At 73.2% G+C, this 19,519-nt stretch carries 21 protein-coding genes; 9 read left to right on the top strand and 12 right to left on the bottom strand.

The window, feature by feature from the left end:
• Positions 1 to 28: 28 nt before the first annotated feature.
• Positions 29 to 844 (top strand): A24 family peptidase, encoded by an 816-nt coding sequence (locus E8D34_RS04070; RefSeq protein WP_206056545.1) that lies wholly within the window; start codon positions 29 to 31, stop codon positions 842 to 844.
• 46 nt (positions 845 to 890) lie between these two features.
• Here E8D34_RS04070 and E8D34_RS04065 read toward each other — a convergent pair whose 3' ends face one another.
• The 3 genes from E8D34_RS04065 to cls form a co-directional block, all read right to left on the bottom strand.
• On the bottom strand, positions 891 to 2,519 hold the full coding sequence (locus E8D34_RS04065) for a glycoside hydrolase family 13 protein (protein WP_136593398.1): 1,629 nt from the start codon (positions 2,517 to 2,519) through the stop codon (positions 891 to 893).
• A 94-nt stretch (positions 2,520 to 2,613) separates the two neighbouring features.
• Entirely contained in the window at positions 2,614 to 3,600 is a 987-nt protein-coding gene (locus tag E8D34_RS04060) for a glycoside hydrolase family 68 protein (protein ID WP_206056544.1), read from the bottom strand.
• Between the two features lie 93 nt (positions 3,601 to 3,693).
• The gene (gene cls, locus E8D34_RS04055) at positions 3,694 to 5,175 is read right to left on the bottom strand and encodes a cardiolipin synthase (protein WP_136593288.1); all 1,482 of its coding nucleotides are present in this window, start codon (positions 5,173 to 5,175) and stop codon (positions 3,694 to 3,696) included.
• A gap of 70 nt (positions 5,176 to 5,245) precedes the next feature.
• Between cls and E8D34_RS04050 the strand changes: the two genes are divergently transcribed.
• Together E8D34_RS04050 and E8D34_RS04045 are read left to right on the top strand one after the other, a co-directional pair.
• Entirely contained in the window at positions 5,246 to 5,710 is a 465-nt protein-coding gene (locus E8D34_RS04050) for a hypothetical protein (RefSeq protein ID WP_136593287.1), read from the top strand.
• Positions 5,707 to 6,231, top strand: a complete 525-nt coding sequence (locus tag E8D34_RS04045; protein WP_136593286.1) for an RDD family protein — start codon at positions 5,707 to 5,709, stop codon at positions 6,229 to 6,231. Before E8D34_RS04050 ends, E8D34_RS04045 begins: the two co-directional genes overlap by 4 nt.
• 27 nt (positions 6,232 to 6,258) lie before the next feature.
• Here E8D34_RS04045 and E8D34_RS04040 read toward each other — a convergent pair whose 3' ends face one another.
• The gene (locus tag E8D34_RS04040) at positions 6,259 to 7,479 is read right to left on the bottom strand and encodes an AGE family epimerase/isomerase (protein WP_240771080.1); all 1,221 of its coding nucleotides are present in this window, start codon (positions 7,477 to 7,479) and stop codon (positions 6,259 to 6,261) included.
• On the opposite strand from E8D34_RS04040, the gene E8D34_RS04035 reads away from it, so the two are divergent.
• Positions 7,474 to 8,517 carry a carbohydrate kinase gene (locus E8D34_RS04035; protein WP_240771079.1) on the top strand — a complete coding sequence of 348 codons (1,044 nt, stop codon included), beginning with the start codon at positions 7,474 to 7,476 and terminating at the stop codon, positions 8,515 to 8,517. The two genes, E8D34_RS04040 and E8D34_RS04035, sit on opposite strands and share 6 nt — an antisense overlap.
• 47 nt (positions 8,518 to 8,564) lie before the next feature.
• Here the strand turns inward: E8D34_RS04035 and E8D34_RS04030 are convergent, their stop codons facing one another.
• From E8D34_RS04030 to E8D34_RS04020, 3 genes are all read right to left on the bottom strand, one after another.
• On the bottom strand, positions 8,565 to 9,527 hold the full coding sequence (locus E8D34_RS04030; protein ID WP_136593285.1) for a 2-hydroxyacid dehydrogenase: 963 nt from the start codon (positions 9,525 to 9,527) through the stop codon (positions 8,565 to 8,567).
• 46 nt (positions 9,528 to 9,573) lie between these two features.
• A complete protein-coding gene (locus E8D34_RS04025; protein WP_206056543.1) occupies positions 9,574 to 10,197 on the bottom strand; it encodes a SatD family protein in 624 nt (207 codons plus the stop codon).
• A 63-nt stretch (positions 10,198 to 10,260) separates the two neighbouring features.
• Complete coding sequence (locus E8D34_RS04020) at positions 10,261 to 11,616, bottom strand: FAD-dependent oxidoreductase (RefSeq protein WP_136593284.1); 1,356 nt, start codon at positions 11,614 to 11,616, stop codon at positions 10,261 to 10,263.
• Positions 11,617 to 11,691: 75 nt separating this feature from the next.
• Between E8D34_RS04020 and E8D34_RS04015 the strand changes: the two genes are divergently transcribed.
• Positions 11,692 to 12,621 (top strand): LysR family transcriptional regulator, encoded by a 930-nt coding sequence (locus E8D34_RS04015; RefSeq protein WP_136593283.1) that lies wholly within the window; start codon positions 11,692 to 11,694, stop codon positions 12,619 to 12,621.
• Positions 12,622 to 12,645: 24 nt separating this feature from the next.
• Here the strand turns inward: E8D34_RS04015 and E8D34_RS04010 are convergent, their stop codons facing one another.
• The gene (locus E8D34_RS04010) at positions 12,646 to 12,840 is read right to left on the bottom strand and encodes a hypothetical protein (RefSeq protein ID WP_136593282.1); all 195 of its coding nucleotides are present in this window, start codon (positions 12,838 to 12,840) and stop codon (positions 12,646 to 12,648) included.
• Between the two features lie 59 nt (positions 12,841 to 12,899).
• Complete coding sequence (locus tag E8D34_RS04005) at positions 12,900 to 13,313, bottom strand: carboxymuconolactone decarboxylase family protein (RefSeq protein WP_136593281.1); 414 nt, start codon at positions 13,311 to 13,313, stop codon at positions 12,900 to 12,902.
• Positions 13,314 to 13,473: 160 nt separating this feature from the next.
• Here E8D34_RS04005 and E8D34_RS04000 point away from each other — a divergent pair, with 160 nt between their 5' ends.
• A complete protein-coding gene (locus E8D34_RS04000; RefSeq protein ID WP_136593280.1) occupies positions 13,474 to 13,734 on the top strand; it encodes a metal-sensitive transcriptional regulator in 261 nt (86 codons plus the stop codon).
• A gap of 21 nt (positions 13,735 to 13,755) precedes the next feature.
• Here E8D34_RS04000 and E8D34_RS03995 read toward each other — a convergent pair whose 3' ends face one another.
• The 3 genes from E8D34_RS03995 to E8D34_RS03985 are packed head-to-tail and all read right to left on the bottom strand — an operon-like array spanning position 13,756 to position 15,185.
• Positions 13,756 to 14,106, bottom strand: a complete 351-nt coding sequence (locus E8D34_RS03995; protein ID WP_136593279.1) for a DUF202 domain-containing protein — start codon at positions 14,104 to 14,106, stop codon at positions 13,756 to 13,758.
• A gap of 1 nt (position 14,107) precedes the next feature.
• Positions 14,108 to 14,467 carry a DUF202 domain-containing protein gene (locus E8D34_RS03990; protein ID WP_206056542.1) on the bottom strand — a complete coding sequence of 120 codons (360 nt, stop codon included), beginning with the start codon at positions 14,465 to 14,467 and terminating at the stop codon, positions 14,108 to 14,110.
• 52 nt (positions 14,468 to 14,519) lie between these two features.
• The gene (locus tag E8D34_RS03985; RefSeq protein WP_206056541.1) at positions 14,520 to 15,185 is read right to left on the bottom strand and encodes a TetR/AcrR family transcriptional regulator; all 666 of its coding nucleotides are present in this window, start codon (positions 15,183 to 15,185) and stop codon (positions 14,520 to 14,522) included.
• A gap of 157 nt (positions 15,186 to 15,342) precedes the next feature.
• On the opposite strand from E8D34_RS03985, the gene E8D34_RS03980 reads away from it, so the two are divergent.
• From E8D34_RS03980 to E8D34_RS03970, 3 genes are read left to right on the top strand one after another with little or no spacing between them, the layout of a single operon-like run.
• The gene (locus E8D34_RS03980) at positions 15,343 to 16,833 is read left to right on the top strand and encodes an NAD(P)/FAD-dependent oxidoreductase (RefSeq protein WP_136593276.1); all 1,491 of its coding nucleotides are present in this window, start codon (positions 15,343 to 15,345) and stop codon (positions 16,831 to 16,833) included.
• Positions 16,830 to 18,548, top strand: a complete 1,719-nt coding sequence (locus tag E8D34_RS03975; protein ID WP_136593275.1) for a GMC family oxidoreductase — start codon at positions 16,830 to 16,832, stop codon at positions 18,546 to 18,548. The genes E8D34_RS03980 and E8D34_RS03975 overlap by 4 nt, the downstream gene beginning before the upstream one ends.
• A 19-nt stretch (positions 18,549 to 18,567) precedes the next feature.
• Positions 18,568 to 19,143: a DUF4334 domain-containing protein gene (locus tag E8D34_RS03970; RefSeq protein WP_136593274.1), complete on the top strand. Its 576-nt coding sequence runs from the start codon at positions 18,568 to 18,570 to the stop codon at positions 19,141 to 19,143.
• Positions 19,144 to 19,519 lie beyond the last annotated feature (376 nt).

The raw sequence follows: 19,519 nt of genomic DNA, 5'->3' as shown, positions 1-19,519 counted from the left end.
GTGGTGTCGGGACAGTCAGGGGGCGGCAGTGACGGTGGAGCTCGCGCGGGTGGTGATCCCGCTGGTCGCCGGCGCCCTCGGGCTGGTCGTCGGGTCCTTCCTCAACGTCGTCGTGCATCGCGTCCCGGTCGGCGCCTCGGTGGTCACCCCCGGCTCGGCCTGCCCGGGCTGCACGACGCCGATCCGCGCCCGGCACAACGTCCCCGTGCTCGGCTGGCTGATGCTGCGCGGGCGCTGCTACGACTGCGCCGCGCCGATCAGCGCGCGCTACCCGCTGGTCGAGGCCGGCACCGGGCTCGCGTTCGTCCTGGTCACGCACCGTGTGCTCGCCCTGGACGCGGCCGACGGGGCGATCGACCAGATCGGCGTGCTGCCCGCCTACCTCGTGTTCTGCGCGCTCGCGATCGCGCTCTCCGTGATCGACCTGGAGACCCGCCGGCTCCCCGACGCGCTCGTGCTGCCCGCCTATCCGCTGCTCGCCGGGCTGCTGCTGCTCGGCGGTGGCGAGGCGAACGCGCTGCTGCGGGCGCTGGTGGGCGGCGCCGGCCTGGCGCTGCTCTACTTCGCGATCTGGTTCGCGGCGCCCGGCGGCATGGGGTTCGGGGACGTGAAGCTCTCCGGGATCGTCGGCGCGATGACGGCGTACCTGTCCTGGGGCACCTTCCTGGTCGGGGCCTTCGGGGCGTTCGTGCTCGGCGCCATCGCCGGGATCCTGCTGATCGTCACCGACCGGGCCGGGCGGCGCAGCGCGCTGCCCTTCGGTCCGTTCATGCTGCTCGCCGCCTGGGCGGCGATCCTCGGCGCCGGCCAGCTGGGCGACTGGTACCTGCACCCCGGCGGCTGAGCCTGTCGGGAGCCGTCCTCCCGCCCCGGTGCGCCTCGCCCGGTCCTCACCCGGCGGTCGCCGGATCCGGCCCCGTGGGACGGATCCACGCGGCGCCGTCGACGGGGAGCCGGCCGTCGACCAGGGGGAGGCTGCTCAGGAGCACGTCGCTGCCGCCGAGGTCGACCGGCGGGGCGCCGAGGTTGACGACGCAGCGCAGGGCGTTCGCCCGCTCGAAGTCGAGGACGCCCTCGGGGGACTCCCGCCACCCCAGCGGCGCCCCCGCCAGGCCGTCCACGCTCCGGCGGAGCCGGAGCGCGGCCCGGTAGAGGGACAGCGTCGACTCCGGGTCGGAGGACTCGGCCTCGACGGTCAGGGGCGCCCACGACTCGGGTTGCGGAAGCCACGGGTGCACGCCGGGAGGGGAGAAGCCGAAGGGGGGCGACGTGCCGCTCCACGGGATCGGCACCCGGCAGCCGTCGCGGCCACGGAGCGCGCCGCCGCTGCGGTGGAACATGGGGTCCTGGAGCACGTCGTCGGGCAGGTCGTCGACGTTCGGCAGGCCGAGCTCCTCGCCCTGGTAGATGTAGGCGCCACCGGGCAGGGCGAGCATCAGCAGCGCCGCCGCCCGCGCCCGCCGGGTGCCCAGCGCCAGGTCGGACTCCTCGCCCTCGCCGTCGGTGATGAAGAAGGAGCTGGTCGTCGCTCGGCCGTACCGCGTGACCGGCCGGATCTCGTCGTGGCTGGTCAGGACCCACGTCGATGGCACGCCGATCGGTTCGAAGGACGCCAGCGTCGCGTCGATGACCTCGCGCAGGGCGCGCGCGTCCCACGGACTCTTCAGGTACGGGAAGTTGAACGCCGTGTGCATCTCGTCCGGACGGAGGTACTTGGCCAGCCGTTCGGGGGTGCTGACGACCGCCTCGGCGACGAAGGCGCGATCGCCGTCGTAGGTGTCCGCGATCGCGCGCCAGCGCCGGAAGATGTCGTGCACCTCCTCGACGTCCCAGTGCGGGTTGTCGTCCCAGTCGACGGTGCGGAACTCCGGGACGCCGCCGTAGTCGGCGTCGGGCAGGCCCAGCTTCTTCGCCATCGCCGGCGCGGCGTCGATCCGCAGGCCGTCGACGCCCCGGTCGAACCAGAACCGGAGCACGTCGTCGAAGGCGTCGAGCACCGGCGGGTGACTCCAGTCGAGGTCGGGCTGCTCGGGGGCGAACAGGTGCAGGTACCACTGGCCCGGGCGGCCGTCGGGCTCGGTCACCCGGGACCAGGCCGACCCGCCGAACGCGCTGATCCAGTTGTTCGGCGGCTCGGCGCCGTCCCGGCCGCGGCCGTCCCGGAAGAAGTAGCGTTGCCGTTCCGGCGAGCCCGGGCCGGCCGCGAGGGCGGCGAGGAACCACGGGTGCTGGTCGGAGGTGTGGTTCGGGACGAGGTCGATGATCACCCGCAGCCCGAGCGCGTGCGCCTCGCTCAGCACGGCATCCGCGTCCGCCAGGGTGCCGAACATCGGATGGATGTCGCAGAAGTCGCTGACGTCGTAGCCGCCGTCGGCCAGGGGCGAGGGGAACCAGGGCGAGATCCAGAGGCCGTCCACGCCGAGGTCGGCCAGGTACGGCAGGTGGGCGCGCAGACCCGGCAGGTCGCCGTCGCCGTCGCCGTTGCCGTCGGCGAAGCTGCGCGGGTACACCTGGTACATCACCGCGGTGCGCCACCAGGGCGAGCCGCCGTCGCTGCCGCTCACACGCCGAACCTAGGGTGTTCGGCGACGCCCGTACAGCCCAGGGCCGCGGCTATTCCGGCGCGGCGACCAGGTAACCCTCCTCGTCGAGGGTGACGGGGATCGGGTCGCAGATCTCGAAGCTCTCGCCTCCGCGGTCCTCGAGGTTGTGGAAGCCGAGGACGACCCATGTGCCGTCGCGCTGCTGCACGAGCGGCGCCGCGAACAGGGTCGGGTCGGCCGTGAAGGGACGGGCCGCGTCGATGTCGAACGGTCCGAGGGGTCCCGTGCACGGCACGGACCAGGTGCAGAACTCGCCGCTGCGCGCGACCCGCTCCGGCGTCATCTCCTGGGGGTGGCACGTGAAGACGAGCACCCACCGGCCGTCGACGCGTCGGGTCTGGATCACCTCGAGCTGACCGAAGCCGGTCCCGGGCGAGGACAGTGGCGGGAGGACCGTCCAGGTCTGGAGGTCGGGGGAGTGCAGGTGGCCGACGACGCCGTCGTCGTTGCGGGCGGCGCCGACGGCCCGGGCGGTGACGAGCAGGTGCCAACCATCGCCCTCGGGGTCCCTGACCGCGAAGGGGTCCCGCCACGTCTCGCTGACCGTCTCGACGGCGGGGCCCGTGGTCCGCACGTCGGGGTAGTCGGCGAGGGTCTTGTACCAGCGGCGGTCGGGGCCGACGAGCGGCGCCGCCGACCGTCCGGTCCAGTGGTGCAGGTCGGTCGAGGTCGCGACGCCGAGGCGCTGGTCGCGCAGGCCGTGCCCGGCGGTCGCGATGGCGGTGTAGAAGAACAGGTACGAGTCGTCGTCGGCGCGGGCGACGGACCCGGTCCAGATGGCGAGGTCGTCGAAGGCGCCCTCGGCGGCGGGTCCGAAGGTCTCGCCGAGCACCTCCCAGGAGCGGAGGTCGTCGGAGACGGCGTGCCCGATCCGCGCCTTGTCGTGGCGCATGTCGGCGCGCGGCAGTCGCGGCGACTGGAGGTAGTACAGGTGGTACCGGGTGCCGTCGTCGACGCACCAGGAGTCCCAGATCCAGGCGTCGTCAGAGCGAAGCATGCTCGACATCCTCGCAGGATCTCGCGTCGTTCATCGTGTCCGATCGGGGCGAGGCGGGTCGAGGGCGTCGTTCGGTGGTTTGCAGCGGGGCCGTCACTGCAGGGCGGCGGTCAGGCGCATGACGTTGTCGACGTACTTCTTCCGGGCCGGTCGCTGCGTCCACTCCTCGAGTGTCAGCTCCTTCGACAGCGCCCGGTAGGTGTCCTCGACCTCGCGCATCTTCACCACCACCGCGGGGTCGGGCATCAGCAGCGAGATCTCGAAGTTGAGCGCGAAGGAGCGCAGGTCCATGTTGCTCGAGCCGACCACCGCGACGTCGTTGTCGACGGTGAAGTGCTTGCTGTGCAGGATCAGGGGCGCCGGGTACTGGTAGATGCGGACCCCCGCCTCGAGGAGCGCGCGGTAGTACGAGGCCTGGGCGTGGCCGACCATGAACTGGTCGGAGACCTCGCTGACGAACAGCTCCACGTCGACACCGCGCTGGGCGGCCGTGGTGACGGCGTAGAGCAGCGACTCGTCGGGCACGAAGTACGGCGAGGTGAGCGAGATCCGCTCGGTGGCGGCGTAGATGAGGGTGGTGAACATCCGCAGGTTGTTCTCGGCGACGATGCCGGGGCCACTCGGGATGATCTGGCACGGCACGTCGAAGACCTCGGTCTCGCGGGCGTCGGGCTCGCCGTGCACCGTGACCAGCTCCACCACCTCGCCGGTCTCGACGTACCAGTCGGAGGCGAAGACCGCGTTGAGCGCCCCGACCACGGGCCCCTCCAGCCGCACCATCAGCTCGACCCACTCGCGACCCAGCTTGTGGTTCTTCGGCTTGTTGTAGCCGCGCTCGGTCATGTTGAGGGAGCCGGTGAAGCCGACGCTGCCGTCGACGACCAGCAGCTTGCGGTGGTTGCGCAGGTCGGGTCGGCGCCAGGACCCCTTCAGCGGCTTGATCGGCAGCATCGGGTGGTACTCGATCGCCGTCTCGTCCAGCCGCTTGAGCATGTCCTTGTAGCCGGGGATGCCGCGCGAGCCCAGGTGGTCGAAGAGGTAGCGCACCTTCACCCCCCGCTCGGTGGCCCGGATCATCGCCTGGAACAGCGGGTCGGTGACCTCGTCCCAGGCGGTGATGTAGAACTCCGCGTGCACGTGGCTCTGGGCCCGGTCCACCTCGGCGGCCATCTCGTTGATCACGCCGTAGTAGTCCGGCCAGAGCTGGACCTCGTTGCCGCCGGTCACCGGCAGCGCGCCCAGCCGCTCGTTGAGCGCGAAGACGGTCCGGTACGCCGGCCGCTGGCCGCTGGCGTCGTAGGTGAGCGGCAGCTCCGCGGCCCGCCGGGCGACGGCGTCCTGGGCCTCGCGCTCGCGACGCAGCCGTCGCCCCTCGACCCGGGTCCGGCCGAAGAGCAGGAAGAAGAAGAAGCCCAGGAAGGGGTCGATCAGGATCAGCAGCAGCCAGGCCATCCCCGTCGAGGGCTTCCGGTTGCCCGGGATGACGCCGAGCGCGAACACCCGCAGCCCGACGGCCAGGAAGATGAGGAGCGCGGCGAGCGTCAGCGCCAGCACGGCCAGGAGGTCCTGTTCCATGGCGAAACCCTAGGGGGTGGATCGTTCGGGGGTCCCGGCAAGCGGGCGAGAGACGTGGGAGTCTGCTTCCGTGAGCGACGAGAGCCAGCCGGGGTTCCTGGGCCGTGCCGTCGGGGCCGTCACCGGCCGGATGGTCGACGCGGTGCCGCCCGAGGTGGTGCTCGACCACATCGACGTCGACGCGCTGCTCGACCACGTCGACATCAACCACCTGCTCGACCGGGTCGACGCGAACCGGCTGCTGGACCGGATCGACGTCGACCGCCTCATGGACCGGATCGACGTGGACCGGCTCCTGGCCCGGGTCGACATCCAGGCGCTGCTCGCCGACGTCGATCTCGAGGACGTGGTCCGCCGCGCGGGGATCCCCGACGTGATCGCGGAGACCACCGGCACGCTGGCCGGCCGCAGCCTCGACGTCGCCCGCCGGCAGCTGGTGGGCCTGGACGCGGTCTTCGCGAACCTGGTGGACCGGATCCTGCGGCGCCCGCCGTTGGAGCAGCCCGGACCGGCGGGCCTGGTGGGTCCGCGATGAGCGGGCGCACCGAGGGCTCGGTCTCGGGCCGGTACGCCGGCGGCGTGAGCCGCGCCGTCTCCGCGGCGATCGACCTCGGCGTGGTGATCGGCTCCTACACCGTCGGCGTCTGGGTGGGCCGCTTCCTGCTCGACGTGCTGTTCGGGATCGGCTCCTCGGGGGCCTCGGGCCTGGTGGCCACGCTGGCGCTGCTCGGCTGGGCGGGGCTCTACCTGATCCTCACCACCGCGGTGGCGGGCAAGACCGTCGGCAAGGCGCTGGTCGGGCTGAAGGTGGTCCGCCGCGACGGCGGGCCGCTGCACAGCGGGCAGGCGGTGGTGCGGGTGCTGATGCTGCCGATCAGCACCTCGTTCTTCGGCGCCGGCCTGGTGCTGATCGTGCTCCGCCGCGACCACCGCGCCCTGCACGACCTGGTCGCCCGCACCGCGGTCGTCTACGACTGGGGCGACCGGCCCGCCGAGCTGCCGGCCCCGCTGTCGGCGTACCTGAGCGCGCGCGCCGGCACCCCGGAGCGCGAGTAGGTCCCCCGACCGAGTAGGTCCCCGCGGTCACCCGTCGAGGAGGCCGGCCGCCAGCGCCGGCGCGAGCGCGGGCGCCAGCGGCAGCCGCGGAATCAGCGTCGCCTGCACGGCGTGGTAGAGGTCGGCCTTCTCCTTCCACACCGTGCGCGCGACCGCGTTGGCCGGGTCGAGCTCGTGCCACCAGGAGCCGCCGCGCCGGTCGACCAGGTGGTCCGCTGCGTAGCCCCACCAGCGGTCGAGATCGTGGGCGAACCGTTCCTCGCCGGTCGCGCGGTGCAGGGCCGCCGCGGCGGCCACGGCCTCCGCGGCCACCCAGTGGAACCGCTGCCGAACCACCGGTCGCCCCGACCAGTCCACGGTGTAGACGAACCCCGGGGCGCCGTCGACCGACCACCCGTCGGCGACCGCGCGGTCGTAGAGCGCGGTCGCGGCCGACGCCATCCACCCCGGCGGCTGCTGGCCGCGGGCCGCGAGCGCGGCTCGGGTGTGCAGGGTCAGCCGCGCCCACTCCAGGCCGTGGCCGACCGTCGAGCCGAACGGCCGGAAGGGGTCCGCCGGGCGGTCCGCGTTGTAGTCCGGCTGCGGCGACCAGTCGGCGTCGAAGTGCTCGGGGATCCGGCCGTCGTGCGCGGGCGCGAGGTGGTGCGCGACCCGGTCGACCATCCGCAGCGCCCGGTCGAGCCAGCGGTCCTCGCCGGTGACGTCGGCCGCGGCGAGGTAGGCCTCGACGGTGTGCATCGCGGCGTTGACGCCGCGGTAGGGGTCGAGCGTGGTGAAGGCGCGGTCCCACTCCTCGACCACCATCCCCGCCGCCTCGTCCCAGAACCTGCGCTCGCTGACGTCCAGCGCCTCGGCGAGCAGTCCCGGCGCGTCCGGGTGCCCGGCCGTGGCGGCGCTGGTGGCCGCGAGCACCACGAAGGCGTGCGGGTACGCCGCCTTCGTGGTGTCCACGGGTACGCCGTCGGCGGCGACCGCCGGGAACCAGCCGCCGTGCTCGGCGTCGCGGAAGGCGGCCCGCAGCGACCGCACGCCGTGGTCGACGAGATCCTCGCTGCCCGCGTGGCCCAGCAGGTGGCCGAGCGCGTAGACGTGCGTCATCCGGCAGGCGATCCACAGCTCGCGGGGTCCCTCCAGCGCGGTGCCGTCGTCGGCCTGCCGGGCGAACCCGCCGGGGACCCGGGACCGGTGCCCGAAGGCGAGCAGTCGGTCGGTCTCGGCGGCGAGGAGGGGCAGCATCGCGGGGTGCACCGTGCCATCCTGGCCTCTCCGGACGATGCGGTGGTCGAGGTGCGGGCGCAGCGGGCCTCGAGACCCGACGAGGAGGTCGTGGTGGTCGATCGGGATCAGCCGGTCCTGGTGGTCGGTGAGGCGCTGGTCGACGTCGTGCACGCCGTTGACGGCACGCGGGCGACGCACCCCGGTGGCAGCCCGGCCAACGTGGCGCTCGGCCTGGGCCGGCTCGGTCGCTCGGCGACGCTGGTGACCTGGCTGGGTGACGACGAGGAGGGTGCGCTGGTCCGCCGGCACCTGAGGGAGAACCGGGTCCGGGTCGCCGACGGCGGGGGTCTGGCGGAGCGGACCACCCGGGCGATCGCGACGCTCGACCACGCCGGCGCGGCGTCGTACACCTTCGACCTGAGCTGGCGGCTCCCGCCGGGGGCCGCGGAGCCGGGTGCGGTGGTGCCCGGCGCGGTGCACGTGCACACCGGGTCGATCGCCACGACGGTGGCGCCGGGCGCGGACGAGGTGCTGGCGCTGCTGCGCCGGCACGGGCTCGCGGAGACGATCTCCTACGACCCCAACCTGCGGCCGGCGGTGATGGGCACGCCCGGCGCGGTGCGGCACCGGGTCGAGGAGCTGGTCAGCCTCTCCGACCTGGTCAAGGTCAGCGACGAGGACCTGGCCTGGCTGCGGCCCGACGCCGCGCCGGAGGCGGTGCTGGAGGAGTGGGCGGGGCAGGGCCCGTCGCTGGTGGTGCTGACCAGGGGCGCGCACGGGGTCCGGGCGGTGACCGCCGCCGGCGTCGTCGTGGAGCTGCCCTCGCCCACCGTGGACGTGGTCGACACCGTCGGTGCGGGGGACTCGTTCATGGCGGCGCTGATCGACGGCCTGCTCGTGCGCGACCTGCTCGGTGCCGAGCACCGGGGCGCGCTGCGCGGGGTCGCGGAGGGGGCGCTGACCGCGGTGCTGGAGCGGTGCGCGGCCGTCGCGGCGATCACCGTCTCCCGGCCGGGCGCGGACCCGCCCTGGGAGCGCGAGCTCGACGCGACCGACCGCTGGGCGTGACGCGTCACCGAGCGGTCAGCCGGTCAGCCGGGCAGCCGGGCAGCCGGTCAGCCGGTGGTCTCGGGGATCGGGGTGAGCAGCGGCTCGCCGCGCATCCATGCCGCGAGGTTGTCGAGGGTGAGGGCGCCCATGGCGGCCCGCGTGGTGACGGTGCCCGAGGCGGTGTGCGGCTGCAGTACGACGTCGTCGCGGCCCAGCAGCGCGGCAGGCACCCGCGGCTCGTCGCGGAAGACGTCTAGCCCGGCCCCGCCGAGCCGGCCGGAGTCGAGGGCGGCGACCAGCGCCTGCTCGTCGACCACCGACCCGCGGGCGACGTTGACCAGCACGCCGTCGGGGCCGAGGGCGTCGAGCACCTCGGCGTCGACCAGGCCGTCGGTCGCGGCGCCGCCGGGGACCACCACGATGAGCGAGTCCACGGCCGCGGCGAGCGCGACCGGCGAGGGCAGGTAGGCGTAGGGGACGCCCGGGACCGGCCGGCGGTTGTGGTAGCTGACCGTCGCGCCGAGGGCCTCGACCCGGGTGGCGACCGCCTGCCCGATCCGGCCCAGCCCGAGGATGCCGACGTGGCTGCCCGCCACCTGGCCGGTGAGGGGGAACGGGCCGCGCGGCCAGCGACCCTCCTGGACGTAGCGATCGGCGGCGACCACCTGGCGGCGTACCGCGAGCAGCAGGGCGATCGCGTGCTCGGCGACGGCGGGGTCGAGCACGCCGGGGGTGTTGCTGACGGCGATCCCGCGGGACAGTGCGGCGGCGAGGTCGATGTTGTCGTAGCCGACGCCGAAGTTGGCGATCATGCCGAGCCGGGGGAGGGCCTCGATCAGGTCCGCGCCGACGGGGGAGAAGTTGGAGCAGACGATCGCCACGACCTCCGCGCCGTGCCGCGCCAGGAACTCCTCGCGGCCCTCGGCCGGCAGGTCGAGGGTCGGGTACGACGCCGCGACGGCGTCGTGGGTGCCCGGGTGCAGCGGGGGTACGCGGAGCACGGTGCCGGGCTCGCCGTCGGGAGTCATGGCGCCAACCTAGTGACCGGGCGCGGACGCCGGGGAACGGCCGCGCTCACGCCGTGCCCAGCTCGCGCTCGGCGGCGGCGAGCGCGGCCAGCCCGTCGGCGCGGATCCGCTGGGACACCGCGGACGGGGTGATCCCGAGGGTCTCGGCGAGCTCGCGCTGACTGGTGCCGTCGAGCATCCCCTGCAGGATGGTCGCGCCGCGGGCGTCGAGGGCACCGACGAGGTGGTCGCGCAGCAGCAGTGCGGCGTTGACCGGGCCGGCGGCGGGGCCGCCGCCGGCGTCGACGTAGGCCGTGCGCCGGGTGCGGCTGGTCGGCTGGTCCTCCGCGACCTGCACCTCGTGGATCGCCTCGCGGGCTGCCCACCAGCCGGGGCCGTCCTCGACCGGCGGGTTCGCGGCGAGCACCTCGACCTCGCCCCACCCGACCCCGTGGCGCACGTCGTGGTCGGGAAGCAGTGCCAGGCGCAGGTCGAGGGAGGCGCGGAGGGCGTCGCCCACCGAGGCGAAGCGCCCCTGGTACTCGTCGCCGACCGTGATCCGCAGCGGGGCGAGCGGAGCGTAGCGGCCGTTGGCGGTCTCGAGGGCCGCGGCGACCCGACGGTGCAGCGCGGTGCGGTCGACGGCCGAGCGCGAGTCGATCACGTCGCCGATCAGCGTCGCCGTCAGCATCGCGCTTCACCGGTCATGAAGTGAAGCATATGTCTAACTGATGGCTTCGCGGAAGCGCTGCGCTCACTCTGCGCCGGCGACGCCCCCGATCCGGAGCATCTCCCCGCGGTCGCCGACCTTGATCCGGAGGCGTCCCTCGGCCTCGCCGAGGGCGATCTCGTGCCGGTCGAGGAGCTCCCAGGACTCGTGGGTCGCGACCGCGACCCCGCGGTGCGCGAGGTGGGCGTCGACGTCCTCGGGGCGCCGCGACGGTGCCACCGCGCTGGTGGCGGCCAGCAGGTGGGCGACGGTCTCCGCGGCGTCGCTCTTGGTGTGCCCGATCAGGCCCACCGGGCCGCGCTTGATCCAGCCGGTGACGAACAGCCCGGGGATCGGCTCGCCGGCGAGGTCCAGCACCCGGCCGCCGTCGTTCGGGACCACCGCGGCCGCGTGGTCGAAGGGGATGCCGGGCAGCGGCGTGCTGCGGTAGCCGACCGCCCGGTAGACCGACTGCACGTCCCAGGTGGTGACCTCTCCGGTGCCGATGACGCCGCCGTCGCCGGTCAGGCGGGTGCGCTCGGTGCGCAGGGCACCCACGGTTCCGGGCCGGGCGGGGTCCTCGACGATCTCCACCGGCTGCTCGAGGAAGTGCAGGTGGATCCGGTGCGGCTTGCCCTCGGGCTCGCGGCCGACCCAGTTCGCCAGTGTGTCGAGCACCATCTTGGACTGCTTGTTCCTCTGGATGTGCTGCATCGAGTGGTCGTCGACCTCGAAGCCCTCGGGGTGCACGATCACGTCCACGTTGGGGGAGTGCGCCAGCTCGCGCAGCTCCAGCGGCGAGAACTTGGCGTACGCCGGACCGCGCCGCGCGAAGACGTGCACGTCCGTGATCGTCTTGTCCCGCAGGCCCTCGTACACGTGGGCGGGGATGTCGGTGCTGAGCATCTCCTCACCGGTCTTGGCCAGGACCCGGGCCACGTCGAGGGCGACGTTGCCGACGCCCAGGACGGCGACGGAGGTGGCCTGGAGCGGCCAGGTGCGCGGGACGTCGGGGTGCGCGTCGTACCAGGAGACGAAGTCGGCCGCGCCGTGCGAGCCGTCGAGGTCCTCGCCGGGGATGCCCAGGTCGCGGTCGGCCATCGCGCCGGTGGCCACGATCACCGCGTCGTAGAACTCGCGCAGCTCCTCCAGCTTCACGTCGACGCCGAAGTCGACGTTGCCGAGGAAGCGCACGTCCGGGTGGGCGATCACCCGCTGCAGCGCCTTGATGATCTCCTTGATCCGCGGGTGGTCCGGGGCGACGCCGTAGCGGACCAGGCCGAACGGCGCGGGCAGGCGCTCGATCAGGTCGAGCGAGACCGCGGCCTCGGACTTGATCAGCTGGTCGGCGGCGTAGATGCCGGCCGGTCCGCCGCCGACGATCGCAACACGAAGAGTCATGCCGAGGAGTCTGCGGATCGGCGCGCCGCGGCGGAACGAGGTCACGCTTGGGTCGTCACAAGGTAGGTTTGTGACATGGTCCTCGGGTCGCACGTTCCGGAGCTCCGCGCGCTCGAGCTGCTCTCCGCGGTCGCCCGGCTGGGCAGCCTCGGTGCCGCGGCGGCCGAGCTCGGGATCTCGCAGCAGGCGGCGTCGTCGCGGCTGCGGACGGTCGAGGCGCTCGTCGGGGAGCCGCTCGTGGTGCGGTCCCGGCGCGGCTCGGGCCTGACCGGGACCGGGGAGCTGGTCGTGCAGTGGGCGGCGCGGGTGCTCGAGGCGGCCGAGGAGCTGGATGCCGGCATCACCGCGCTGCGCGCGGACCGTCGGGGCCACCTCGCGGTCGCCGCCTCGCTGACCATCGCCGAGCACATGCTGCCCGGCTGGCTCGTCGGCCTCCGGGCCCACCAGGTACGCCGGGGGCTGGCTCCGACCGAGGTGACCATGACCGCGACCAACTCGGAGCGCGTGGCCGCGCTGGTCGAGTCCGGGGAGGTGGCACTCGGCTTCGTCGAGGGTCCCGATGCGCCCGTCGGGCTGCAGTGCCGCCTGGTCGGCACCGACGAGCTCGTGGTGGTGGTCGGTCCCGGGCACCCCTGGGCGGGGCGCGGTCGGCGCCGGGTGCTGGCCGCGACGCTGGCCGCCACGCCGCTGGTCGTCCGCGAGCCCGGCTCGGGGACCCGGATGGTGCTGGAGCGGGCGCTCGCGGGCCACGTGCAGGCCGCCCCCGCGCTCGAGCTCTCGAGCACGGCCGCGGTGCGTGCCGCCGTGGCGGCCGGCGCGGGGCCGGCCGCGCTCGGCGCGCACGCCGTCCGCGACGACCTGGCGACGGGGAGGCTGGTCGAGGTCGCCGTCGGTGGCCTCGAGCTGACCCGGCGGCTGCACGCGGTCTGGCGCGGCGGCGCCCACCCGCCCCAGGGGCCGGCCAGGGAGCTGGTCGCCTGGGCGGCGGGTGGCGGCCGGGCGTGACGCCCGCCCGGCCGGGTCAGGTCGTCAGCGTCCGAGCAGGCGTCCCCAGAAGCCGGAGCCGGAGCCGGACTGCTCCTTGGCCGCGGCCACCTGCTGCGGGGTGTGCTTGCCGCCGCACCACTCGCTCGCGGGGACCATGGCCTTCACCTGTGCGACGTGGGAGCCGCAACCGGCCCAGGTGGTCTTGTTGCAGGTCTTGCAGCGGGCGGGACGGCACATACGGGTTCTCCTCGGGTGGTGTGACGAGTGTCAGCTGGTCGGGCGGTTCGAGCGGGTGGTCAGGCGGGGGAGTCGCCGGCCTCGAGGGCGTCGGCGAACTCGCAGAAGTCGCGGTAGGCGCGGGCGCCGTGGATCGTCGCCGGTCCGCCGTGCATCAGGAAGGTGACGCCGATCGCCTCGGCCGCCTCCTGGCGGGTGGCGCCGGCGCGGACGGCGGCCTGCGCGTGGGAGGCGATGCATCCGTCGCAGCCCTCGACCACGCCGATCGCCAGGGCCATCAGCTCCTTCGTCTTCTTGGGCAGGGCGCCGTCGGCGAAGGCTGCCTTCGAGAGCTCGCCGAAGCCGCGGTAGACGTCCGGGATGGCGTGGCGCAGCTCGCGGTGCATCGGCATCAGCTCGCGCAGCAGCTCCCGGCCGTGCTGGTCGGCGCGATCCTGGGTGGCAGCCTCGGGCGCAGTGGCGGTGATGGTCATCGACGATCCTCTCTCGCTGGCGATTAACCCCCCGGGGGGATACAGTGAGGCTAACACAACCCCCTAGGGGGATGTAGAATCCTGGTGTGGTAGCGGACCGCGGTGCCACACCCACCATGACGCAGCGATACGACGCAGCAATGACGCGAGGAGGAGCCCGATGCAGCTGGGTGCCGAGGACACCAAGGCGATCATCACCCGCATGAAGCGCGCCCACGGCCATCTGGGCAGTGTGATCCGGATGCTGGAGGAGGGGGCCGAGTGCGAGGACGCGCTGACCCAGCTGGCCGCCGTGAACAAGGCGATCAGCCGCAGCGGCTACGCCCTGGTGGCGACCGGCCTGCAGCACTGCATGGCTGAGGGTGGGCCGGACAGCGTGGACGCCAAGAAGCTCGAGAAGCTCTTCCTGTCGTTGGCCTGACGGTCGCCGGAGCCGGGTGGTTCAGTCGGCGCCGATGCCGCGGACCAGTGCCGCGATCTCGGTGAGCGCGATCAGCGTGGTGGCCGTGGTCAGCGCCAGGGCGGCCCGGCCCCCGCGGGGTCGCCCGCGGCGGGCCGCGGCGTGGTGGGTGGAGTAGCGCAGCCTGGACTCGACGAAGACCCAGGCCGACAGCAGTGCGGCGACCGTCAGGGCAGCGGCCGCGATCCCGCCGAGGCGCTCGAACGTGACCCTGCCCATCGCGATCGCGGCCACGGTCAGCGAGAGCGCGGTGCGTTGCCAGGCCAGCGCGGTCCGCTCGTTGGAGAGCCCTTCGGCCCCCTGGTAGTCGGCGGGCCGGCGCTGGTCGCTCATGTCAGCGGCCGGAGACCAGGATGACCGCCGAGATCAGCACCAGGCCGACCACCAGGATCACCGCGAAGCCGAGCGCTGGCAGCGGCGCCTTGCGTCGGATGGCTCGCTCCGCCAGCGCCCAGCGCACCCACGCCGCCACCGCGGAGATCAGGCCGAGGGTCGCCAGCACGATCACCAGGCCCACTCGAAGGGGCTCGTCCAGGTCGAGGTTGACGACGTCGACCGCGACCGCGGCCGCCAGGAGGGCCAGCGACGTGCGGATCCAGGCCAGGAAGGTGCGCTCGTTGGCGAAGCTGAACCGGTAGTCCGGCTCCTCGCCCTCTGAGTAGACCCAACCGGGCCAGCGGGATCGATCGGTCACGCGGCCGATCCTGCCCGATCCTCGCGACTCCGGTCGCTCCGGGGGATCCCGATCACTCGGTCTGGTGAAGGTCCGGTGCCGGGTCCTCGGCGGGCTGGCCGGCCCAGAGGGTTCGCAGTGCCTGCTTCCAGTTGCGCACCACGCTCTCCCGGGTGCTGGCTCGCGCGCCCAGCATGGTGAGCATCGAGAGTCCCGTGAGCAGGTCGACGGTGAGCTCGACGAGCGACGCGGTGCGCGGGTCGGTGGCCAGCGGGTCTCCGAGGTTCTCGGCGTACATCGTGCGCATCGTGGCCAGCAGGCGGGCCTCCTCGGGCAGCAGGGCGGCCCGCAGGTCGGGGTCGGTGCGCGCGGCGACCCAGAGCTCGAGCGCGGCGAAGAAGATCGGGCTGGACAGGTCGCGCCAGATCAGGTCGACCACGGCCTCCATCCGGTCGGCGTCGGGATCGATCAGCGCCGCGTCGGCGCGGAACCGCTCGATCCGCGCGTCGACGAGGTGGGAGACGGCGCCGACCAGCAGCTCCGCACGCGTGGGGAAGTGGTGCTGGATGGTGCCCCGGGCCAGGCCGGTGCGGTCCTGGACCTCGGAGACCGTGGTGGCGGCCAGTCCGACCTCGAGCAGGCAGGCGGCCGTGGAGTCCAGGATCAGCGCCCGGGTGGTGGCGCGACGTTCGGCCTGCGTGCGGCGCGGTCGAGCGCTGGTGGCGAGCGGGTCGGGCACGGCTCGACCGTACGGCGTGACGGTATGCCGGTCAACGCGACCGGACGGGGTGAATCGCGCGTGCCGCTTGACGGCGGGTGTGGCCTGCGCCACTCTAGAAACCGTACGCCGTAACTGTTTGTTGTCCATGGGGCTGGTGTCGAGTGATGGGGCTGTGATGAGGCGTGTGCAGGGGCGAGCCCCGTCGATCGCGATCATCGGCAGCGGCTTCGGTGGTCTGGCCGCGGCGATCGAGCTGAAGCGGCGCGGCTACCAGGACGTGGTGCTCCTGGAGAAGGCCGACGAGGTCGGCGGTGTCTGGCGCGACAACACCTATCCGGGTGCGGCGTGCGACGTCCCCTCGCCGATCTACTCGTTCTCCTACGCGCCCAACCCGCGCTGGCCGCACCGGTTCTCCACCCAGCCCGCGATCCTCGACTACCTGCGCTCCGTCGCCGACACCTTCGACGTGCGACGCCACATCCGGTTCGGTGTCGAGGTCGTCGCCGCGACGTACGACGAGGACGAGCGCCGCTGGCGGGTCGACCTGCAGGGGGCGGACGGCGCCGGCGAGACGCTCGACGTGGACGTCCTGGTCTCCGCGGTCGGCCAGCTCTCGCGTCCGGCCTTCGCCGACATCCCGGGCCGTGCGGAGTTCGCCGGACCGTCCTTCCACTCCGCGCAGTGGCGTCACGACGTCGACCTCGCCGGGAAGCGCGTCGCGGTGATCGGCACCGGCGCCAGCGCGGTCCAGTTCGTGCCGGCGATCGCCCCCGAGGTCGGCGCGATGACCGTCTTCCAGCGCTCCGCGCCGTACCTGCTGCTCCGCCCGGACCGCCGCTTCTCGCAGGCCCACCACCGGCTCTTCCGGCTGCTCCCGGTCGTCCAGCTCGCCGAGCGCGGCTTCTGGTTCGGGATGCTGGAGCTGCTCGGCGTCGCCTGGATCTACTCCCGGCTCGTGGCGGGCGTCCTGAAGGGCTGCTCGTGGTTGCACATGCGCCACGGCGCGAAGGCCAAGCCGGGGCTGTTCGCGCAGGTCTGGCCCGACTACCCGATCGGCTGCAAGCGGGTGCTGTTCTCCGGCGACTACGTGCCGGCGCTGGCCCGGCCCAACGTGGACCTGGTCACCGATCCGATCACCCGGATCACGCCGACCGGCGTGGTCACCGCCGACCCGGGCGGCCGTGAGACCGAGCACCCCGCCGACGTGCTGATCTGGGGCACCGGGTTCAAGGCGACCGAGTTCCTGGCCCCGATGAAGGTCACCGGTGCCGGCGGCCGGGTGCTCGACGCAGAGTGGGCCGGCGGCGCCCGCGCCTACTACGGCGTCTCGGTGCCGCACTTCCCGAACCTGCACCTGATGTACGGACCGAACACCAACACCGGCGCCGGCTCGGTCGTCTACTTCCTCGAGGCCCAGGCCCGCTTCCTCGGCGACCTGGTCGACGAGGTCGCCCGCCGTGGCTGCCCGCTCGCGGTCCGTGAGGACGTCGAGAGCGCGTACGACGGCTGGGTCCAGGACCGGCTCACGCGGAGCGTGTGGAGTCGTTGCACGTCCTGGTACCGCGTCGGCGGCTCCGGGCGGATCACCACCAACTGGCCGCTGCTCGGCAGCCAGTATCACCACCAGGCCCGGTTCCGGCCGGGCGACTACGAAGAGGTTGCATGAAGACGACGACCCCCACGCCGTCAGCGTCACAGGGCCAGGCCGCGGACGCGTACGACTACGACGTGCTCGTGATCGGCTCCGGGTTCGGCGGCAGCGTCACCGCGCTGCGGCTGACCGAGAAGGGCTACTCCGTCGGCGTCCTCGAAGCCGGCCGCCGTTGGCTGCCCGAGGACATCCCGACGACCAACTGGAACGTGCGCAAGTCGATCTGGATGCCTCGCCTCGGCCTGACCGGCCCGCAGCAGATCAGCGTGCTCGGCAAGTGCCTGGTCTTCAGCGGCGCCGGCGTCGGTGGCGGGTCGTTGATCTACGGCAACACGCTCTACGAGCCGCTGCCGGAGTTCTACACCGACAAGGCGTGGGCCCACATCACCGACTGGAGGTCCGAGCTCGCGCCGTACTACGACCAGGCCAAGCGCATGCTCGGCGTGGAGACCAACCCGCGCATCGGCCCGAGGGACGAGGTGCTGCTGGACATCGCCGGGGACCTCGGGGTGGCCGACACCTTCCACCGCACCGAGGTCGGCGTCTTCTTCAACGAGGGGCACGAGGGCGAGGAGGTCGACGACCCGTACTTCGGCGGCGCCGGCCCGCGCCGCCGCGGCTGCATCCACTGCGCCGAGTGCATGACGCAGTGCCGGCACAACGCCAAGAACACGACCACCACCAACTACCTCTACCTGGCCGAGAAGAACGGCGCGCAGGTGCACGAGCTGACCAAGGTCACCTCGGTGGCCCCCGACGGGCACGGCGGCTACCGGGTGCAGACCCAGCGGCCCGGCGCGGTCATCCGGAAGAACGAGCGCACCTTCACCGCGCGGCAGGTGGTCTTCGCCGCCGCGGCGCTCGGCACCCAGAGGCTGCTGCACCAGCTGCGCGAGGACGGCACCCTCGGCGACCTCAGCCCGCACCTGGGCCACCTGACGCGCAGCAACTCCGAGGCGATCCTCGGTGTCGCTGCCAAGGACCGCGACGACTTCGCCCAGGGCGTGGCGATCTCCTCCTCGATTCACCCCGAGCCCCAGACGCACATCGAGGTGGTCGGCTACGGCAAGGGGCAGAACGCGATGTTCGCCCAGCTCGCCCCGATGATCGACGGCGGCGCCTTCCGCTTCCTGCGACTGCTCCTCTTCATGCTGCTGCACCCGGTCCGGACGATCCGGACCTACAACCTGCGCCGGGCCTCCGAGCGCGGGGTGATCCTGCTGGTGATGCAGTCGCTGGACAACTCGCTGACCTCCTTCCGCAAGGGACGGCGGCTGCTCACCAAGCCCGGTGACGGCGAGCCCAACCCGGACTGGATCCCGCTCGCGCACGACGTCGCGCGACGCTGGGAGAAGAAGGTCGACGGCGTCGCCGCTGCCGTGGTCACGGACGCGTTCAACATCCCCGCGACCGCCCACTACATCGGCGGCTGCACCATCGGCGACTCGCCGCGGACCGGCGTCGTCGACGGCTACCAGCGGATCTACGGCTACCCGGGTCTGCACATCGCCGACGGCAGCGCGATCACCGCCAACCTCGGGGTGAACCCGTCGCTGACGATCACCGCGCAGGCCGAGCGGGCGATGGCCTTCTGGCCGAACAAGGGCGAGGAGGACCCGCGCCCGCCGCTGGGGGAGGCCTATCAGCGGATCTCCCCGGTGGCCCCCCGCTCGCCGGCCGTCCCCGGGGCTGCCCCGGGCGCCCTGCGGCTGCCGATCACGCCCGTCTGAGGAACGAGAGGGACCTGAGATGACCGTCGACCCCATCCCCGACAGCGCCGAGCCCGCGGAGCACGCCGGGCATGCCGCGGCGCTCGCCGCGCTGGAGCCCGCCTGCACGGTGGAGGAGGCATTCGCGCTCTTCGACGCACTGCCGGGGGTGGGGGCCGGCGAGCTGCGCGGCCGGTGGCACGGCCGCGAGCTCGCCACCGGGCACCCGCTGGACGGGCTGCTGGAGGCCACCGGCTGGTACGGCAAGCAGTTCGACGACGAGGAGTCGGTGCATCCGCTGCTCTTCCGCGCCGGCGGCCGGATCGTCTCGGTCGACCCGCGGTGGGCGCCGATGGGCGTCGCCGGCCGCGTGCCGACCGGCGCCGTGGCCCGCGCCCGGTTCACGATCGACCTACTCGCGCCCGTGCTCCGCACCCGCAAGCCGCGCGCCCGGCTGCGGGAGGTCCGGCACCGCGGCGTGGTCACCACCGCGATGGTCTACGACCACCTGCCGATCATCGACACCTTCCGCCGGGTCGACGCCGACACGCTGCTGGGCGTGATGGACCTGCGCACCCACCCGGCGCCGTACTTCTTCGTGCTGGCGCGGGACTGACGTCCGACCGGCGCAGGCGAACGGGCGAACCGACGCGCCACCTGCGCTTTCTCTGCCGGATTGCGCCCCGGGCGGGGTGGCGCTGGTAACATCGACAGCACGCCGCGGGCTGTTCCCCAGTTGACTGACAACAGCGTGACTGAAACAGCCGGCACCGCGAGAGGGAGCGGGAGCGGCACCGATCAGGATCGATGATCCAGCGTGCAGGGGCGTGCCGACGGCACCTGTCGTCGACGCGTCCGGGCGCCTCAGGAAGGACATCTGTGGCTCGAGGAAGCCAACGAGGCTCGTCGCAGCAGCGACGCGGCCGAGGTAGTGCGGGGCAGAAGCAGAAGCACCGCAACGAGGAGGGGATCATCCCCGTCCTCGCTCGCGT

The sequence above is a fragment of the Nocardioides sp. GY 10113 genome, from assembly GCF_004919105.1.
Classification (GTDB): domain Bacteria; phylum Actinomycetota; class Actinomycetes; order Propionibacteriales; family Nocardioidaceae; genus Nocardioides.
Note: the sequence above shows the minus strand (reverse complement) of the source record. Positions and strands in the feature narration are given on the sequence as shown.

Excerpts from the sequence above, each read along its gene's own strand:
- E8D34_RS04065 (WP_136593398.1), bottom strand. The coding sequence starts at position 2,519 with ATGTACCAGGTGTACCCGCGCAGCTTCGCCGACGGCAACGGCGACGGC.
- E8D34_RS04060 (WP_206056544.1), bottom strand. The coding sequence starts at position 3,600 with ATGCTTCGCTCTGACGACGCCTGGATCTGGGACTCCTGGTGCGTCGAC.
- cls (WP_136593288.1), bottom strand. The coding sequence starts at position 5,175 with ATGGAACAGGACCTCCTGGCCGTGCTGGCGCTGACGCTCGCCGCGCTC.
- E8D34_RS04045 (WP_136593286.1), top strand. The coding sequence starts at position 5,707 with ATGAGCGGGCGCACCGAGGGCTCGGTCTCGGGCCGGTACGCCGGCGGC.
- E8D34_RS04030 (WP_136593285.1), bottom strand. The coding sequence starts at position 9,527 with ATGACTCCCGACGGCGAGCCCGGCACCGTGCTCCGCGTACCCCCGCTG.
- E8D34_RS04025 (WP_206056543.1), bottom strand. The coding sequence starts at position 10,197 with ATGCTGACGGCGACGCTGATCGGCGACGTGATCGACTCGCGCTCGGCC.
- E8D34_RS04020 (WP_136593284.1), bottom strand. The coding sequence starts at position 11,616 with ATGACTCTTCGTGTTGCGATCGTCGGCGGCGGACCGGCCGGCATCTAC.
- E8D34_RS04015 (WP_136593283.1), top strand. The coding sequence starts at position 11,692 with ATGGTCCTCGGGTCGCACGTTCCGGAGCTCCGCGCGCTCGAGCTGCTC.
- E8D34_RS04010 (WP_136593282.1), bottom strand. The coding sequence starts at position 12,840 with ATGTGCCGTCCCGCCCGCTGCAAGACCTGCAACAAGACCACCTGGGCC.
- E8D34_RS04005 (WP_136593281.1), bottom strand. The coding sequence starts at position 13,313 with ATGACCATCACCGCCACTGCGCCCGAGGCTGCCACCCAGGATCGCGCC.
- E8D34_RS04000 (WP_136593280.1), top strand. The coding sequence starts at position 13,474 with ATGCAGCTGGGTGCCGAGGACACCAAGGCGATCATCACCCGCATGAAG.
- E8D34_RS03995 (WP_136593279.1), bottom strand. The coding sequence starts at position 14,106 with ATGAGCGACCAGCGCCGGCCCGCCGACTACCAGGGGGCCGAAGGGCTC.
- E8D34_RS03980 (WP_136593276.1), top strand. The coding sequence starts at position 15,343 with ATGAGGCGTGTGCAGGGGCGAGCCCCGTCGATCGCGATCATCGGCAGC.
- E8D34_RS03975 (WP_136593275.1), top strand. The coding sequence starts at position 16,830 with ATGAAGACGACGACCCCCACGCCGTCAGCGTCACAGGGCCAGGCCGCG.
- E8D34_RS03970 (WP_136593274.1), top strand. The coding sequence starts at position 18,568 with ATGACCGTCGACCCCATCCCCGACAGCGCCGAGCCCGCGGAGCACGCC.